This window comes from Pseudomonas laurylsulfativorans (assembly GCF_002906155.1).
GTDB lineage: Bacteria > Pseudomonadota > Gammaproteobacteria > Pseudomonadales > Pseudomonadaceae > Aquipseudomonas > Aquipseudomonas laurylsulfativorans.
Genome location: NZ_MUJK01000006.1, coordinates 135635 through 152122 on the forward strand (window position 1 = coordinate 135635; position 16488 = coordinate 152122).

The window sequence follows — 16488 nt, forward strand, 5'->3', positions numbered from 1 at the left end:
TCTTCGTCGGAATTTCAACTGGCACAAACAACCCGATTACGCCCCCCGTCCTTGGCCTGATACAGCGCCTTGTCCGCACTGAACAGCAGTTGTTCCAGGTTGATATCACTGGAAGCCGTCCAGGTGGCAATACCGATACTCACGCTCATCGGCGGCTCACCGGCATCCACCAGTGGCAGTTTTTGTACACCCTCGCGGATTTTCTCGGCGATCTGCTTCGCGCCTTCACTGTCAGTTTCGGCGAGGACTACCGAAAACTCCTCGCCACCATAGCGAGCCACCAGGTCTGTGGTGCGATGGACATTGGTGTTGATGACCTCGGCCAATGCCCGTAACGCTTCGTCGCCAGCCTGATGCCCGTGCCGATCATTGAAGGCCTTGAAGTGATCGGCGTCGATCATCAGCAACGACAACGGCTTGCCGCTGCGCTGCGCACGAAACCATTCATGGCGAAGGGCCTGATCAAGGGATCGACGGTTGGCCACGCCGGTCAAGGCATCAGTGGCTGCCAGTTGCGCCAATTCCTGCTCGGCATATTGGCGCAGGCGCAGCTCTCGGCAGAGCAGCCAGGTCAACCACAACAAACCGATGCACAAAACCCCGGTAGCACCGCTGATCACATAGGCCGTGCGGTTCCAGGTGGCGAACACCTCTTCAATCGAAAGGGCCACGATGACGGTCAGGGGCAGATTGCCGACCCGGGTAAAGGTGTACAGGCGCCGTTGATGGTCGACACTCGACACGCTTTCGAAGGTGCCGCTGCGCTCTTGCAGCATGCGAATGACGTTGGGCCGGTTGGAGAAGCTTTTGCCGATGGAGTTTTCTTCCCTGTGCGGTTTCTGCGCCAGGAGAACCCCGTCATCGTTGATGATAGCCAGCGTACTGCCGGTGCCGATGTCGAGGCTGTTGAACAGCTGATCGAAGTAGCTCATGCGCATCGAGGCGACTGCAACTCCCAGAAACTCACCCGTGGGCGAGGAAATGCGCCGGCTGAAACTGACGCGCCATTCGTCGCTGTCATCGCAGTCGCACCGCGGCTTGAACGGTCGGCTGATAAACATACCGGCGTCACGATTGAAGGCGTGGGCCAGGAAATAATCGCGGTCAGCAAAGTTGCCCGGTTTTGGTTCGATCAACGAGGAATCGGCCAGCACGTCGCCGTGCTTGTCCAGCAGCAGAATGTCACCCTTGTATCGCGCGGTGGTGGAGCGGTCGAACAGCACCAGATGACGGATCTGCGGCGAAACCTGTTTCAGGTCGTCCCGTTGGGCGGCGGCAATCAGGCCCTGCAAGGTCATATCGTAGAGTTCGACCGTACGCAGGACATCGGCATCGATCAGTTGCGCAATGGTGGTCGCGCTGCGTGTAGCGGTCTGCTGGGCGTTGGCGTGTTCGCGGATCAGCAGGAAAGTGACGATGCACAGGATCGAGATGACAGTCAGGGTGCTGCCGAAGATCACCATGATCTCGGGTCGCCCGGGCGGGCCTTGAAAATGTGCGGTGCGGCTTGGGGTCATAGGGCTGACGTCTGCTAAAGGGACGTTGTAAGCGTAGTTGCATAAACGTAGCAGCCGAGTGAATCGTTCCTGTTGTTAGAACGATTGATCAACGGCGGGGGAGGTGGTGTCTTTCGTTGCGAAAACTGCAATGAAAGTTGGGTCGCCACCATTATTTTCAGCATGGACATGGTCCCTGTAGGAGCTGGCCAGCGATGGTCGTTAACGATAACGCGAATGAACTGGATAAACGCGGCGCACTTGAGTCCATCGCTGGCAAGCCGGCCCCTACAGTTTCCCGGGATTGCGTGAAGAACTATAAAAAAAGCCGCTGACAGCAGCGGCTTTGACGACAACTTTTCAAAGGGAAGAGCCGATGAGAAGTGTCGATGGAAACAGGGGGGACAGGTGCGGATCAGCTGTCTTTCTCGGCTCCCGAGCGGGCCTGAGTGCTGGATGCTTGCGGGGCCTGGGCGTCTTGCGCAGCCTTGGCCGTCATCTCGACCTGATGCTCTTCGAACGCTACAGCGCGTGCGGTGTTATGCGCGACGAATGTCTGCGATTCTTCCGCCATCGCCAACGGCGACAGGAACAAAGAGGACAAAACGAAAGCGCTGGCAATACCCATACTGTTGGACATCTTTTAAACCTTCTTGCTTGGCAAGTGCTGTTTGGTGCGGGCAAAGATAAGGATATGAGGCGAGGGGAAAAAGAGCGGATTCATGAAAGGACTGTTGCGGTTACGGCAATAGTTGTGATGCCAGGCGCTTTTCTGTGGCGAGGGGGCTTGTCCCCGTCGGGCTGCGCAGCAGCCCCAAAACCTGCGACCGCGATTTACCTGATACACCTTGCATATCTGATTGACGACGGCTTCGCCGCCGAACGGGGGCAAGCCCCCTCGCCGCAAGGGATTGGGGAATCAGAGAGGGAGGTGTATGCCGAAGGTATTCATCCCATGGTCACTGCGCACAAACACATCCCCACCATGCATCAACGCAATAGCCTTGACGATGGCCAGCCCAAGGCCATGGTTGTGGCCGCTGTTGCTGCGCGATGCATCGACCCGGTAGAAACGCTCGAACAGCCGTGGCAGGTGTTCGCGGGCAATCGGTGAGCCGGGGTTGGCGACGCCGATGCTGACTTGATGCTCAGCGGCCTCAATGTGCACTTCAATCACCTGCCCGGGTGCGGTGTGCTGTACCGCGTTGTTCAGCAGATTGATCAATGCCCGACGCAGATGGGCGATCTCGATACGCACCTGCGCATCACCACTGACCTCAACCTGGACCTGGGCGTCTTCGAGAATGAAATCCAGATATTCCAAGGTCGTGGCCACCTCATCGGCCAGCGAGGTTGAGGTGAGCTTGGTCGCCTTGCTGCCCTGATCGGCGCTGGCGAGAAAAAGCATGTCGTTGATGATCGAGCGCAGTCGCTCCAGCTCTTCAAGGTTCGATTGCAACACTTCAAAGTAATGTTCGGCGGAGCGTCCACGGGTCAGTGCGACCTGGGTCTGGCCGATCAGGTTGGTCAGTGGCGAACGCAGTTCGTGGGCGACGTCGGCATTGAACGATTCAAGGCGTGAGTAGGCTTGCTCAACCCGTTCCAGGGTTGAGTTGAACGAGCTGACGAATTGATCGAGTTCCGGCGGCAACGGTGACAATCGCAAGCGTCCTGAGCGCAACGGCGGGGCCAGGCGCTGGGCTTCCTGGGACAATTTGATCAGCGGCTTGAGGCCGATCCGCGCCACCCAGTAACCCAGTGCCGAGGCCAGCAATACGCCGACGATCGCCAGGCTGATCAGAGCGATAAGCAGTTGATGCTGGGTATGGAAAAACGTCTCGGTATCGATGGCGATCATGAAGCGCAGGGGCGGGCGCTGGTCCTTGGCCGGGAACTCGCTGACCAGCACTTTCAGCGGATACGGGTGATCCGGCAGATGCATGTCGCGCGTGCCCAGCGGTCCTTGGGCAAAGGCGCGGATCTGTGGGGTCAGGTTGCCGTATTCGTAGTGCGGATTGCCGCTGATGATCCAGAAACTGATGCGCTTGTCTTCCTCGCTCAGCAGGTTGAGCTTGTTGTTGATCTTCACCCAATGCTCGGGCGTGCCGTAACGGCCGACCGTGGATTCGAGCACGCTGTAGCGTGCATCGAGCTCGGCTTCGGGCAGCAGGCCCAGGCCCTTGTCGACCTGTTGGTACAACGCCCAGCCGATCAGCAGAAAGACTAAAAGCGCCACCAGCGTGAACATCCCGCTCAGGCGCAGGGCGATCGAGTTACTGGACACCACGGCTCTCCAGCACATAACCCATGCCACGGATGGTGTGCAGCAATTTCTCTTCGAACGGCCCGTCGAGCTTGGCCCGCAGGCGTTTGATCGCGACTTCGACGACGTTGGCGTCGCTGTCGAAATTGATGTCCCAGACCATCTCGGCAATGGCGGTTTTCGAGAGGATTTCACCCTGGCGCCGGGCCAGCACACTGAGCAACGAGAACTCCTTGGCGGTCAGGTCCAGCCGTGCGCCACCTCGGGTCGCCTTGCGGCTGATCAAATCTATCCACAGGTCGGCGATGCTCACTTGCACCGGTTCATGACCGCCGCTGCGCCGGGTCAGTGCTTGCAGGCGCGCCACCAGTTCAAGGAAGGAAAACGGCTTGCCCAGGTAATCATCGGCGCCGTCACGCAGGCCCCTGATGCGATCTTCCACACGTTCGCGGGCGGTGAGCATGATCACCGGGGTTTGCTTGCGCGCACGCAGGGCGCGCAACACGCCGAAGCCGTCGAGGCCCGGCAACATCACGTCGAGGACGATCACCGCGTAGTCGCTCTCCAGCGCCAGGTGCAGGCCTTCGACCCCATCCCGCGCCAGGTCCACGGTGTAACCCTGTTCCGTCAGACCGCGGTGCAGATAATCCGCGGTTTTTTCCTCGTCTTCGATAATCAGGACGCGCATGACCCCGCCTCAGTCTGTGGTCGCCAGCGCCGGTACGGGCGAAGGTGCTGGTGAGAGAGTGTGCCTATGAAATAACCGCTCCAGCCACAAGTATATGACCGGCGTGGTGAACAGCGTCAGCGCCTGGCTCACCAGCAAACCGCCAACCACCGCGATCCCCAGGGGTTGGCGCAACTCGGCGCCGGTGCCGTAGCCGAGCATCAGAGGCAGTGCGCCTAGCAGGGCGGCGAGGGTGGTCATGATGATCGGCCGGAACCGCGTGATACAGGCCTTGAAGATCGCTTCTTCAGGTGACAGCCCGCCATTGCGCTGCGCTTCGAGGGCGAAGTCGATCATCAGGATGCCGTTTTTCTTGACGATACCGATCAACAGCACCAGGCCGATCAAGGCCATGATCGAAAAGTCCTGGCCGCAGATCCACAGCATGATCACCGCGCCGAGGCCCGCCGAAGGCAAGGTCGAAATGATCGTCAGCGGGTGCACGAAGCTCTCGTAGAGCACGCCGAGAATGATGTACACCGCCACCAGCGCCGCCAGGATCAGCCACGGCTGGCTGGCCAGCGAACTCTGGAACGCCTGGGCCGCGCCCTGGAAATTACCGCTGATAGCGGCCGGCATGCCGATGTCGGCCTTGGCCTGGTTGAGCATGATCACCGCATCGCCCAACGCCACGCCGGGGGCCAAGTTGAACGACAGGTTGGCGGCGGGGAACATGCCGTCGTGGGCGATGGACAGCGGGCCGATGGTCGGTGCATCGAACCTGGCCAGGGCCGACAACGGCACCATTTCCCCGCTCAGGGGCGAGCGCAGGTAGAAATAGTTGAGGCTTTCGGCCTTGCCCCGCTGCTTGGTGTCCAACTCCAGGATCACGTTGTACTGGTTGATCTGGGTCTGGAACTCGTTGATCTGGCGCTGGCCGAAAGCATCGTACAGGGCTTCATCGACGTCGCTGGCGGTCAGGCCGAAACGGGCTGCGGCGCTGCGGTCGATGCTGATGTGGGTAATGCTGCCGCCCAGTTGCAGGTCATTGGAGATGTCGCGGAAGGCCGGGTTGGCGCGCAGTTTTTCCGTCAAGCGCTGGGTCCAGGTGCTGAGGGTCGCGCCGTCATTGCTCTTGAGGACATATTGATACTGCGCACGACTCGGGCCGGAGCTGAGGTTGATGTCTTGCCCGGCGCGCAGGTACAGGACGATGCCCGGCACTTTCATCAATTGCGGGCGAATCCGGTCGATGAACTGGCTGGCGGAGACGTCGCGGTCGCCGCGCTTTTTCAGGGTGATCCAGAACCGACCGTTGGCGATGGTCTGGTTGCTGCCTGAGACGCCAACGGAATGTGAAAACGTTTCGACAGCGGGATCGGCAGCGACGATTTCGGCCATCGCCAGGTGTTTTTTCACCATGTCGCCATAGGAAATATCGGCAGCAGCTTCGGTGGTGCCGAGGACGAAACCGGTGTCCTGTATCGGGAAGAACCCCTTGGGAATGAAGATGTAACCGGCGACGGCCAGACCCAGGGATAACGCGAACACACCGATCATCGTTTTCTGGTGGGCGAGGGCGCGGCGCAGGCCTTTTTCGTACCACGCCAACAGGCGTTCACCGAAGCCCGGTTTGTCGTGGGCGTGATGCACCGGCGCGCGCATGAACAGCGCCGCCAGCGTTGGCGCCAAGGTCAGGGACACCACCACCGAAATCATGATGGTCGAGGTAGCGGTCAGGGCGAACTCCTTGAACAACCGCCCGACCACGCCCCCCATGAACAGCAGCGGAATGAACGCTGCTACCAGCGAGAAACTGATCGACACCACGGTGAAACCGATTTCGCCGGCGCCTTTGATCGCGGCCTCGCGCATGCCGTCACCGGCCTCCAGATGGCGGTGAATGTTCTCCACCACCACGATCGCATCGTCGACCACAAACCCCACGGCCACCACGATCGCCACCAGCGTCAGATTGTTCAGGCTGAAACCCATCACATACATCAGGGCAAAACTGGCGATCAGTGACACACCGAGTACCGCGGACACGATCAGCGTGGCCGACAGCTGGCGCAGGAACAACGCCATCACCGCCACCACCAGCATGATGGCGATCAGCAAGGTGATTTCCACTTCATGCAGCGAAGCGCGGATGGTCTGGGTGCGGTCGATCAGCACCTTGACTTGTACCGAGGCGGGCAACATCGCTTCCAGCGCCGGTAACGCCGCCTGAATGCGGTCGACGGTCTCGACGATATTCGCCCCCGGCTGGCGGAAGATCACCAGGTTGACCCCCGGTTGCGAGCCAGCCCAGGCCTGGACGTAGGCATCTTCCGAACCGTTGACGACTTTGGCTACATCCTTGAGGTGAACCGGTGCGCCATCCTTGTAGGAAACGATCAACTGGCTGTATTCGTCGGGATGGAACAACTGGTCATTGGTGGACAGGGTCGAGATGCTCGACTCGCCGTACAGCGCACCTTTGGCCAGGTTGAGGCTGGTCTGCTGGATGGCCAGGCGGATGTCGGCCAGGGTCAGGCCGATCGCCGCGAGTTTATCGGCAGACACCTGCACGCGAATCGCCGGGCGCTGCTGACCGGTGATGGAGACCTGGCCTACACCGTCGACCTGACTGAGCTGACGGGACAACAGGGTTTCCGTCAAATCGCTGAGCTCCGGGCCGGGCATCAGCGAAGAGTTGACGCTGAGGATCAGCACCGGGCTGTCGGCCGGGTTGACCTTGCGCCAGGTCGGCAGGTTCGGCATGTCCTTGGGCAGCTTGCCGGCGGCGGTGTTGATCGCTGCCTGGACTTCCTGGGCGGCGGTGTCGATGCTCTTGTCGAGGGTGAATTGCAGGGTCAGGTTGGTCGAGCCGAGCGCGCTGCTCGAGGTCATCTGGGTCACGCCGGGGATGGCGCTGAATTGCACTTCAAGAGGCGTGGCTACCGACGACGCCATGGTTTCCGGGCTGGCCCCCGGCAGTTGCGCGGCGACCTGGATGGTCGGGAATTCCGCTTCCGGCAGCGGCGCGATGGGCAGACGCGGAAACGCAATCGCACCCAGCAGCACCAGAGCAAAGGTCAGCAGAATGGTTGCCACCGGGTGATCGATGCACCAGGCTGAAACCGAACCATGGCCCTTCATGGTGTCGACTCCGATTGCACCACCTGTGGTGGATCGGTCAGCACCTGTACCACCGAACCGGGCTTGAGGCGCGATTGGCCATCGCTGACCAGTTGATCGCCAGCCTGCACGCCTTTGATGATGTTCAAGCCGCTGTCCTGATAGACCATCTGCACGGGCACGGTTTCGACTTTGTCGCCCTTGAGCCGGTAGACGTAATGTTGATCGAGGCCGCGCTGTACGACACTGGGCGGTACGACCAGAGCATCTTTATCCAGGGCTGTCTGAATCTTTACCGTCACCAGCAGGCCCGGCCAGAGCTTTTGCCCCGGATTGTCGAATTCAGCCTTGGCGCGGATGGTGCCGGTGTTGGCGTTGATCTGGTTGTCGATCAGGGTCAAGTGGCCTTCGCCGAGCAGGTTGCCGGTTTCGCCGTCGGTGTCGGCTCCGATGTAGGCTTTGACCTGGGCGTGCTGCGGGTCGTTGATCAGGCCCTGCAAGGTTGGCAGCATTTGCTGTGGCAAGGAAAATTCCACGGCGATCGGATCGATCTGGGTCACGGTAAACAGACCCTGGGTGTCGGTCATGCGCAGGAAGTTGCCTTCGTCGACTGTGCGTATACCGACTCGACCACTGACCGGTGAGCGAATTTGTGTGTAGGAAAGCTGTACCTCGGCGGAGTCAATCGACGCCTGGTTGCCTTGGGCGGTGGCTTTGAGCTGGTTGACCAGCGCCTGTTGCTGATCGTAGGTCTGCTTGGATACGCCATCGTCGACGCTGAGCAATTTGTAGCGCTTGAGATTGACCAGCGCCACTTGCAGTTGTGCCTGGCTTTCGCCCAGTTGTGCCCGGGCCTGGTCGAGACTCGCGCGGATCGAGCGGTCGTCGATGGTGGCCAGCAGGTCACCTTTTTTCACCAGTTGGCCTTCCTTGACCATGATTTTGGTGAGGATGCCGTCGATTTGTGGGCGGACCACGACGCTGTGCAGGGACAGGACCGAGCCGATGCCGCTGACGAAGCGGGGGACGTCTTTTTCGGCGACGCTGACCACGCGTACGGGGATGGCGGTGGGGGCGGCGAGTTTTGCCTTGGCGGGTTTGGTCGCGTACCACAGGCCCAGCGCTGCCAGGGCGATCAGAAGGGCGACGAGCAGGACGGATTTTTTCTGGATTCGCATGCGAGTGGGGCGCCGGGGCTGGTTTTTTGGTCGAAGGGTAGTTTCCTTTATAAACCTGTTTGTTGGTCAGGAGGGTGACGGCTAACTGACGGCTCTGTCAGTTTGGGGGACTTGGCGGCCTCTGGGCCGACCATGTTGTGGGGGGATCGTGTGCATATCCGTTTCTTCGGTAACGGTCACTTATGGTTTCGCGCCCCTTGCGTCCGGCCCCTCGCTAAGGCTCGGCGTTCCTTCGCTCCGGTATCCATCCGGGGATACTGCCCTCCGGTCGGCTTCGCTTCGACCTACATGCAGCGTGTTCGACTGCGTCGAACGGCGCTGTGCGCCAGTCCCCGGATGAACACCTCCACTCAGCCTGCCGGTGAAGAGCGTGGATGCGCGCCGATCTGCTGTTGCTCCTCTGTAGGAGCGAGCCTGCTCGCGATGGACGACAACGATAACGCGGGAAGCCTGATTCACCTCGGCGCCCTCAGGTTTTTCGCGAGCAGGCTCGCTCCTACAGGTATGCACGCCAGTCCCCGTCAGCCTGCCGGTGAAGAGCGTGGATGCGCGCCGATCTGCTGCTGCCCCTCTGTAGGAGCGAGCCTGCTCGCGATGGACGACAACGATAATGCGGGAAGCCTGATTTACCTCGGCGCTCTCAGGTTTTTCGCGAGCAGGCTCGCTCCCACAGGTATGTGCGCCAGTCCCCGGATGAACACCTCCACTCAGCCTGCGGGTGAAGAGCGTGGATTGCGCGCCGATCTGCTGTTGCTCCTCTGTAGGAGCGAGCCTGCTCGCGATGGACGTCAACGATAACGCGGGAAACCTGATTTACCTCGGCGCCCTCAGGTTTTTCGCGTGCAGGCTCCTACAGGTATGCGCGTCAATTCGCCACCCGAACCCCACCCAAACTCCCGCTCAGTTCATACGCCGCCAATTCCACCTGATGCGCCGCCAGCAATTCCGGCAACGATCCACGCAAATACTCGACCCAGGTCTTGATCTTCGCATCCAGGTACTGGCGCGACGCCATCGCTGGCAAGCCAGCTCCCACAGTTTGAACGGCATGGGCACTATTAGCGCGCTAAATGGCGACTTGCCCAGCCGACCTGATCTCAAGCGCATACGTGCTCCGGCAGGAGCTGGCTTACCAGCGAAGGCATCCATGCACTCGCAATAAACTCATGCCGAACACTGCATGCTTCGCCCCGCATGAGACATTTCTAATCCGGGTCAAATAGTCCCATTCCGGACGATTCCTACGCCCCCCTCAGAAGCTTCCTATTTCTAAGTCAGTCAGCTTCTTGAAAGCTCTCCTGCGCTTGAGCACGAGCCCAATCCGGGCTTCGTCGAGGTACCGATCTGGCATGGCGACAACCGCCAGGGCCAACCGGTCGATCAACACTCACGTAAAGGGACTGACATGAACGATAGGCTGCACCGTACGGACACACTGGGCTCCTGCAAGACAGTGATTTGCGGCAAACAGAAAATGCACTGGATCGAGTTCCAGTTGCTCGATGAAGGGGGCGAGCCCCTGGCGAACTTGCCTTATCGCGCGCTGAACGAGGCGACCCGTGTCGACTTCATTCCGCAGTACACGGGTCGTAGCGATGCCGAGGGGGTGATCCGTCTTGACGGCCTGCATCCGCTGGCCATCACCCTGTTGATAGACGCCGAGTCCTTGGCCGAGCAACTGCAAACCCGTCGCCTGCGTGCCGAGCGAGCCGAACCCGCGCGCCCCGGTTTCGCTGATCGCACGCCGCTGTATGGTCCGCAGCGTTCGGGCTTCTCGCCCATCGAACAGCAGGCGGTCGCAGCCGGTCATGGCTATCACTACCTGCGCATCGGCCAGTTGTGCGATCGACTGCCGACCTTCGATCCACCGTTGGCCGATCCGAGGCAGCCGCCGGCCTACCATTTTCCAGACCCGAAGTTTGGCGGCTTTACCATCGGCGACGATCATCTCGATCGCCGGCATGTGCTGGAAGTCTGTCCCCTGCGCGCCTGGTCGCTGACCTTGCATCACCAGGCGGAATACAGCCTGGTCAATGCTTACAACCTGGCGCTGATGAGTATTTTGGCGTACAGCACGCGGCCCGAGAATGCCTTGGGTTCCGTTAAGGAGTTCTTCGAGCGGCAATGTTTGGACTTATCGCGTACCCCCATAATTCTGGACAGCGGTCAGAAATTGCCGTGCGTGGTCACCGATGTTCCCTTTAGCGATCGCTACACCATCGCTGAACCGTTGGACACCACACAGGCTCAACCACCAGAAGGCGACACCCAACTGTTTTATGCCATCAATGCCAGCCAGGTACTGGTGGCCTGGCGGGGCACGGAAATGAGCGGGCTCGCAGATCCGGTTACCGATGCGACTTTCCGTCCGGTGAAGCCGGAAGTGCAGGCCTTGTGCGAGCCCAAGGTGCCCTGTGCTGATCTGACGCCGGAGGGCAGCGTGCATCTGGGCTTTCGCGATGCGTTCGATTTGGCCTGTAGGATTTATACTGAGGAGCTTGGCAAGAAAATTCCTGAAAAAGCTCGAGATAGGAATCTGTTCATCTGCGGCCACAGCCTAGGCGGTGCCCTCGGTCTGGTCCATGCCGCCTCGCTGAAAGAGAGAAATCCACTGCTGTACACCTACGGCATGCCACGCACCTTTACCCTCAAGGCGGTACAGGGTCTCAACGAGGTCGTGCATTTCCGTCACGTCAACGACATCGACCCGATCCCCAGCGTGCCGCCCGAAGCGGAGCTGGACAATCATCTATATAAACTCTACGGCCCCCTCGGCACAACCCTCGGGTTTGGCTGGTCGATGCTGCAGTTGACCGCCAGCCAGTTGTTCCGCCATGGAGACCCCTTCTGTCACCATGGCGAAATCGCCATGTTTTTCAAGGCCGAACAGCACACTCGTCGGCGAGGCTCGCCGTACCCCGCCTACCGCAACAAGGACGGGCTCGGCGCGCCTTACCACACCACCATCGCCTATCGCCTGTCGGAAAAGGTCAAGTTTTACCTGGTTCCGAGCCTGAGCCCCGACGACGACCAGCAGGCCGAGCAGGCGCAGCAGCGCCTCACCACCTCGTTGACCGCCGAAAGCCGGGCGAGGTTTTTCCCGCCCTTCAGCAACCCCAAGGCCGGCCGGTTCGTGGGCATTGGCAATCACTTCATGAGCAATTATCAGCCGTACATCTACGGCCAGTTGCTGGAGTCAATCAACCCGGAGCGCTCGCCGTTGTTGAAGCGGCAACTGGATCGACAGAAATTCGAACAGCAGACCCGGGACAACTACGCAAGCCTTGTCGAAGACGAACTGGCACGCAACCGGGTGTTCCTCGACTTGCAGAGTCGTCTCGGCGAGTCCTTGCGGGTGACACAACAGGCCGATGGTGGCGCCGAAGCGTTGCAACGCTTCGACGCCGTGGCCGACCCGAGCGCCTGCTACGAAAGAACCCACTGTTGAACCCGTCCAGCGCCGTCAAGGATCCGACCATGATCAAGAAAATGCCTATTGCGATACTCACCCTGTGCGTCAGCCTCAGCAGTTGCGCCAAGGATCAGAGCCTGGCGCCGCCACCGGATAGCGAGTCGATCACCGTGACGGTGAAAGTGCCGAAGGAACTGGTAGCGAGGCCGATGCAGGTGATGTATCGCTCGACCCTGTGCACCTTTACCGACCACTCGGCTTTCGGCGAGGCCTATCAACGCGATGGCTATCAACGTACCGATATACAGCCTGTGCGTGAGGGGCAAAGCGACCTCTATGTAGCCAAGCTACCGATCGATGGTGGCGGTGTCTGTCAATGGCGATTGAGCAACGTGACTTTTGGTGTGACCTATGACGATCCGGCTCGCTTCGGCGAGAACGTTACCTATGGTGCGGGGGGCGGGGTGGTGGTGATCTTCGATCACAACAACTCGCCACGCGGTGGCGCGGACATCACGGTCGAAGGGGATTTGACGATCAAGATGGACTATTACCCTTGGGTCGATGAGGAGTTTTTAGGTCCGTATAAAAAAACGGTTAACTTAACTAGTGAAGGTCATATTTATCTTAAGTATCAGGCCCTGCATGCCCGGCAGGTGTATTTCGAGCCCGTCTTGCATCCTGACTTTGTAGTTTATTCGGCCGGGCCAAAGATAAAGAAAGAAGGCAACCACACGGTCATCACTTATCCCGATGGCAGTGTCGAACCGGATGGCCGCTGGGGACCGAATTTCCGCAAATTGCAAGCGATTCGCCTGGCAGCGGAGAGCAAACAGTGAGTTTCATTTTTCCTGCCCTGCACACCCCCTTCGAACTGGCACGCAACCGGGTGTTTCCCGACTTGCAAAGTCGTCTCGGCGACACCTTGCGGGTGACGCAACAGGCCGATGGCGGTGCCGAAGCGTTGCAACGTTTCGACGCCGTGGCCGACCCGAGCGCCTGCTACGAAAGAACCCACTGTTGAGCCCGGCCCGCGCCGCCAAGGATCCGACCATGATCAAGAAAATGCCCATCGCGATACTCACTCTGTGCGTCAGCCTTAGCGGTTGCGCCAAGGATCGAAGCTTGGCGCCACCAGCGGATAGCGAACAGATGACCATCACGGTGAAAGTACCCCATGAACTCGAAACGGAAACCCTGGAGGTGATGTATCGCTCGGCAGTGTGCAAAAACATCACCCATGGGGCGAGCGGCGAGCGCATCGAGTTGGAGGGTTATCACGGCATTGACGTGCAATTGCAACGTCTGGGGGCAAGTGATCTCTACCAGGCAAAGCTGCCGATCGATGGCGGCGGCGCGTGTCAGTGGCATCTGAGCAATGTGATGTTTGGTGTCGTCTATGGCAATCCCACCCGCTTTGGCGAGAACGTGACTTACGGCGCAGGCGGGGGAGTGGTGGTGATGTTTGACCGCAATCGACCCTCCAGAAGTTCCGGGTTACCTATCAAAGTAGATGGCGATTTGACGATCAAGAAGGACTATTACCTTTGGGTTGATGAGGAGTTTTTAGGTCCCTATAAAAAAACTGTCAACTTAACAAGTGATGGCGATATTTACTTGATGTATCAGGCCCTGCAAGCCCGGCAGGTGTATTTCGAACCCATCTTGCACCCTGACTTTGTAGTTTATTCGGCCGGGCCAAAGATAAAAAAAGAAGGTAACCACACTGTCATCACTTATCCCGATGGCAGTGTCGAACCGGATGGTCGCTGGGGACCGAATTTCCGCAAATTACAAGCGATTCGCCAGGCAGCGGAGAGCAAACAGTGAACCTCGTTTTTCCTGCCCTGCGCACCCCCTTCGAACTGGCACGCAACCGGGTGTTTCCCGACTTGCAAAGTCGTCTCGGCGACACCTTGCGGGTGACGCAACAGGCCGATGGCGGCGCCGAAGCGTTGCAACGCTTCGACGCCGTGGCCGACCCGGAAGCCTGCTACGAAAGAGTCCACTGTTGAGCCCGGCCCGCGCCGCCAAGGATCCGACCATGATCAAGAAAATGCCCATCGCGATACTCACTCTGTGCGTCAGCCTTAGCGGTTGCGCCAAGGATCGAAGCTTGGCGCCACCAGCGGATAGCGAACAGATGACCATCACGGTGAAAGTACCCCAGGAACTCGAAACGGAAACCCTGGAAGTGATGTACCGCTCGGCGGTGTGCAAGCACATCACCCATGGGGCAAGCGGCGAGCGCATCGAGTTGGAGGGTTATCACGGTATTGACGTGCAATTGCAACGTCTGGGGGCGAGTGATCTTTACCAGGCCAGGCTGCCGATCGATAGTGGCGGTGCGTGTCAGTGGCATCTGAGCAATGTGATGTTTGGTGTCGCGTATGGCAATCCCGCCCGCTTTGGCGAGAACGTGACTTACGGCGCGGGCGGGGGAGTGGTGGTGATGTTTGACCACAACCGGCCCTCCAGAAGTTCTGGACTACCTATCAAAGTGGATGGCGATTTGACGATCAGGAAGGACTATTACCTGTGGTTGAGTGAAGCCTTTCTTGGAGGCTACAGAAAACAGATCAGCTTGGAGGGTGAGGGTGAGGGTGAGGGTGAGGGTGAGGGTGATATTTATGTGATGTATCAGGCCTTGCAAGCCCGGCAGGTGTATTTCGAGCCCGTCCTGCATTCCGGCTTCCTGGTCACCTCTGTGCAGCCAAAGGTGAAGAAGAAAGGCAATCACACCAGCTTCACCTATCCCGATGGCAGCGTCGTAACGGATGGCCGCTCAAGGCCAGATTTCCGAAAGTTACAAGCGATCCGTCAGGCAGCGGAGAGCAAACAGTGAGCTTCATTTTTCCTGCCCTGCACACCCCTTCGAACTGGCACGTAATCGGGTGTTCCTCGGCTTGCAAAGTCGTCTAGGCGAAACCCTGCGGGTGGCGCAACAGGCCAATGGCGGTACCGAGGCGTTGCAACGCTTCGACGCCGTGGCCGACCCGAGCGCCTGCTACGAAAGAACCCACTGTTGAGCCCGGCCCGCGCCGACGGAAGCTTGCACCTGACCATCTACCCCACCGACATGGCCGACCGTGCTGCGGTAGCGTGGCGTCCCTGGTGGTGGAAGGCATGCGTGTGGAAGTGACTGCGATGGCGGCCAAGGTCTAAGTCTCCTGGAACACACACACACAACTCTGTGGGAGCGGGCTTGCCCGCGAAGGCGGCTTACCCGCTTACATAGATGTTGGATGTGCTGACGCCATCGCGAGCAAGCTCGCTCCCACAAAGAATCCATCCATAAGCCCAGAGATCATCAATTCGCCACCCGAACCCCACCCAGACTCCCACTCAATTCATATGCCGCCAATTCCGCCTGATGCGCCGCCAGCAATTCAGGCAACGACCCGCGCAGGTATTCCACCCACGTCTTGATCTTCGCATCCAGGTACTGGCGCGAAGGGTAGATCGCATACAGGTTCAGCTCCTGCGAGCGGTACTTGGGCATGACGCGCACCAGCGTGCCATTACGCAGGCCCTCTATCGCGGCGTACAGCGGCAGCACGCCAACGCCCATGCCGCTGATGATCGCGGATTTCATCGCGTCGGCGGAGTTCACCAGGAACGGTGAGCTGTTGATGGTGACCATTTCCTGGCCGTCAGGACCGTCGAAGGCCCATTTTTCCAGGGGGATCACCGGGCTGACCAGGCGCAGGCAGGCGTGGTTGAGCAGGTCGCTGGGTTTTTGTGCGCAGCCGTTGGCTTTGACGTAGGCCGGCGAGGCGCAAACGATGCTGTAGGTGATGCCCAGGCGCTGGGAGACGAAGCCCGAGTCCGGCAGTTCGCGGGCCAGGACGATGGACACGTCGTAGCCTTCGTCGAGCAGGTCCGGCACGCGGTTGGCCATGGTCAGGTCGAAGGTCACGTCCGGGTGGGTCTTGCGGTAGCGGGCGATGGCGTCGATCACGAAGTGCTGGCCGATGCCGGTCATGGTGTGCACTTTCAGTTGTCCGGCCGGGCGCGCGTGGGCGTCGCTGGCCTCGGCTTCGGCTTCTTCGACGTAGGCCAGGATCTGTTCGCAGCGCAACAGATAGCGCTTGCCGGCTTCGGTCAGGGCGATGCGGCGGGTCGTTCGGTTGAGCAGGCGGGTTTGCAGGTGGGCTTCCAGGTTGGAGACCGCGCGCGAGACGTTGGCCGTGGTGGTGTCCAGTTGCACGGCAGCGGCGGTGAAGCTGCCAGCCTCGGCCACGTAACTGAAGGCGCGCATGTTTTGCAAAGTGTCCATGGGGTGCTCTCGGGTGCGATGGCAAATTGTGACACGAAGTTTCAGGGACTGAGACCCCCGACTTACGGAT

Annotated in this window: 14 protein-coding genes and 1 pseudogene; 7 read left to right on the forward strand and 8 right to left on the reverse strand. The window is 59.7% G+C overall.

Going from position 1 to position 16488, the window contains the following annotated elements:
• Positions 1-14 precede the first annotated feature (14 nt).
• From B0D71_RS19765 to B0D71_RS19805, 7 genes and pseudogenes are all read right to left on the reverse strand, one after another.
• A complete protein-coding gene (locus tag B0D71_RS19765) occupies positions 15-1517 on the reverse strand; it encodes a sensor domain-containing diguanylate cyclase (RefSeq protein ID WP_103396253.1) in 1503 nt (500 codons plus the stop codon).
• Between the two features lie 394 nt (positions 1518-1911).
• Positions 1912-2136, reverse strand: coding sequence for a hypothetical protein (locus B0D71_RS19770; RefSeq protein ID WP_103396254.1), 225 nt, complete (start codon positions 2134-2136; stop codon positions 1912-1914).
• A 279-nt stretch (positions 2137-2415) separates the two neighbouring features.
• Positions 2416-3780: a heavy metal sensor histidine kinase gene (locus B0D71_RS19775; protein ID WP_103396255.1), complete on the reverse strand. Its 1365-nt coding sequence runs from the start codon at positions 3778-3780 to the stop codon at positions 2416-2418.
• Positions 3770-4447, reverse strand: coding sequence for a heavy metal response regulator transcription factor (locus B0D71_RS19780; RefSeq protein ID WP_102698516.1), 678 nt, complete (start codon positions 4445-4447; stop codon positions 3770-3772). Before B0D71_RS19780 ends, B0D71_RS19775 begins: the two co-directional genes overlap by 11 nt.
• Positions 4448-4456: 9 nt before the next feature.
• Positions 4457-7570 (reverse strand): multidrug efflux RND transporter permease subunit, encoded by a 3114-nt coding sequence (locus B0D71_RS19785; RefSeq protein WP_103396256.1) that lies wholly within the window; start codon positions 7568-7570, stop codon positions 4457-4459.
• Positions 7567-8727, reverse strand: a complete 1161-nt coding sequence (locus tag B0D71_RS19790; protein WP_103396257.1) for an efflux RND transporter periplasmic adaptor subunit — start codon at positions 8725-8727, stop codon at positions 7567-7569. Before B0D71_RS19790 ends, B0D71_RS19785 begins: the two co-directional genes overlap by 4 nt.
• Positions 8728-9592: 865 nt before the next feature.
• Positions 9593-9736: pseudogene (locus B0D71_RS19805) on the reverse strand (LysR family transcriptional regulator); the annotation flags it as partial.
• Between the two features lie 396 nt (positions 9737-10132).
• On the opposite strand from B0D71_RS19805, the gene B0D71_RS19810 reads away from it, so the two are divergent.
• The 7 genes from B0D71_RS19810 (at position 10133) to B0D71_RS32115 (ending at position 15168) form a co-directional block, all read left to right on the forward strand.
• The gene (locus B0D71_RS19810; RefSeq protein ID WP_103396259.1) at positions 10133-12175 is read left to right on the forward strand and encodes a lipase family protein; all 2043 of its coding nucleotides are present in this window, start codon (positions 10133-10135) and stop codon (positions 12173-12175) included.
• Positions 12176-12204: 29 nt separating this feature from the next.
• Complete coding sequence (locus B0D71_RS19815; protein WP_103396395.1) at positions 12205-12978, forward strand: hypothetical protein; 774 nt, start codon at positions 12205-12207, stop codon at positions 12976-12978.
• Positions 12975-13163, forward strand: a complete 189-nt coding sequence (locus B0D71_RS19820; RefSeq protein WP_103396260.1) for a hypothetical protein — start codon at positions 12975-12977, stop codon at positions 13161-13163. Before B0D71_RS19815 ends, B0D71_RS19820 begins: the two co-directional genes overlap by 4 nt.
• A 29-nt stretch (positions 13164-13192) precedes the next feature.
• The gene (locus B0D71_RS19825; protein WP_103396396.1) at positions 13193-13969 is read left to right on the forward strand and encodes a hypothetical protein; all 777 of its coding nucleotides are present in this window, start codon (positions 13193-13195) and stop codon (positions 13967-13969) included.
• A complete protein-coding gene (locus B0D71_RS19830; RefSeq protein ID WP_103396261.1) occupies positions 13966-14154 on the forward strand; it encodes a hypothetical protein in 189 nt (62 codons plus the stop codon). Before B0D71_RS19825 ends, B0D71_RS19830 begins: the two co-directional genes overlap by 4 nt.
• Positions 14155-14183: 29 nt before the next feature.
• Complete coding sequence (locus B0D71_RS19835) at positions 14184-14984, forward strand: hypothetical protein (protein ID WP_103396262.1); 801 nt, start codon at positions 14184-14186, stop codon at positions 14982-14984.
• Positions 14985-15045: 61 nt separating this feature from the next.
• Entirely contained in the window at positions 15046-15168 is a 123-nt protein-coding gene (locus B0D71_RS32115; protein ID WP_276310359.1) for a hypothetical protein, read from the forward strand.
• Positions 15169-15449: 281 nt separating this feature from the next.
• Here B0D71_RS32115 and B0D71_RS19840 read toward each other — a convergent pair whose 3' ends face one another.
• On the reverse strand, positions 15450-16418 hold the full coding sequence (locus B0D71_RS19840; RefSeq protein WP_007972623.1) for a LysR family transcriptional regulator: 969 nt from the start codon (positions 16416-16418) through the stop codon (positions 15450-15452).
• Between the last annotated feature and the right edge of the window lie 70 nt (positions 16419-16488).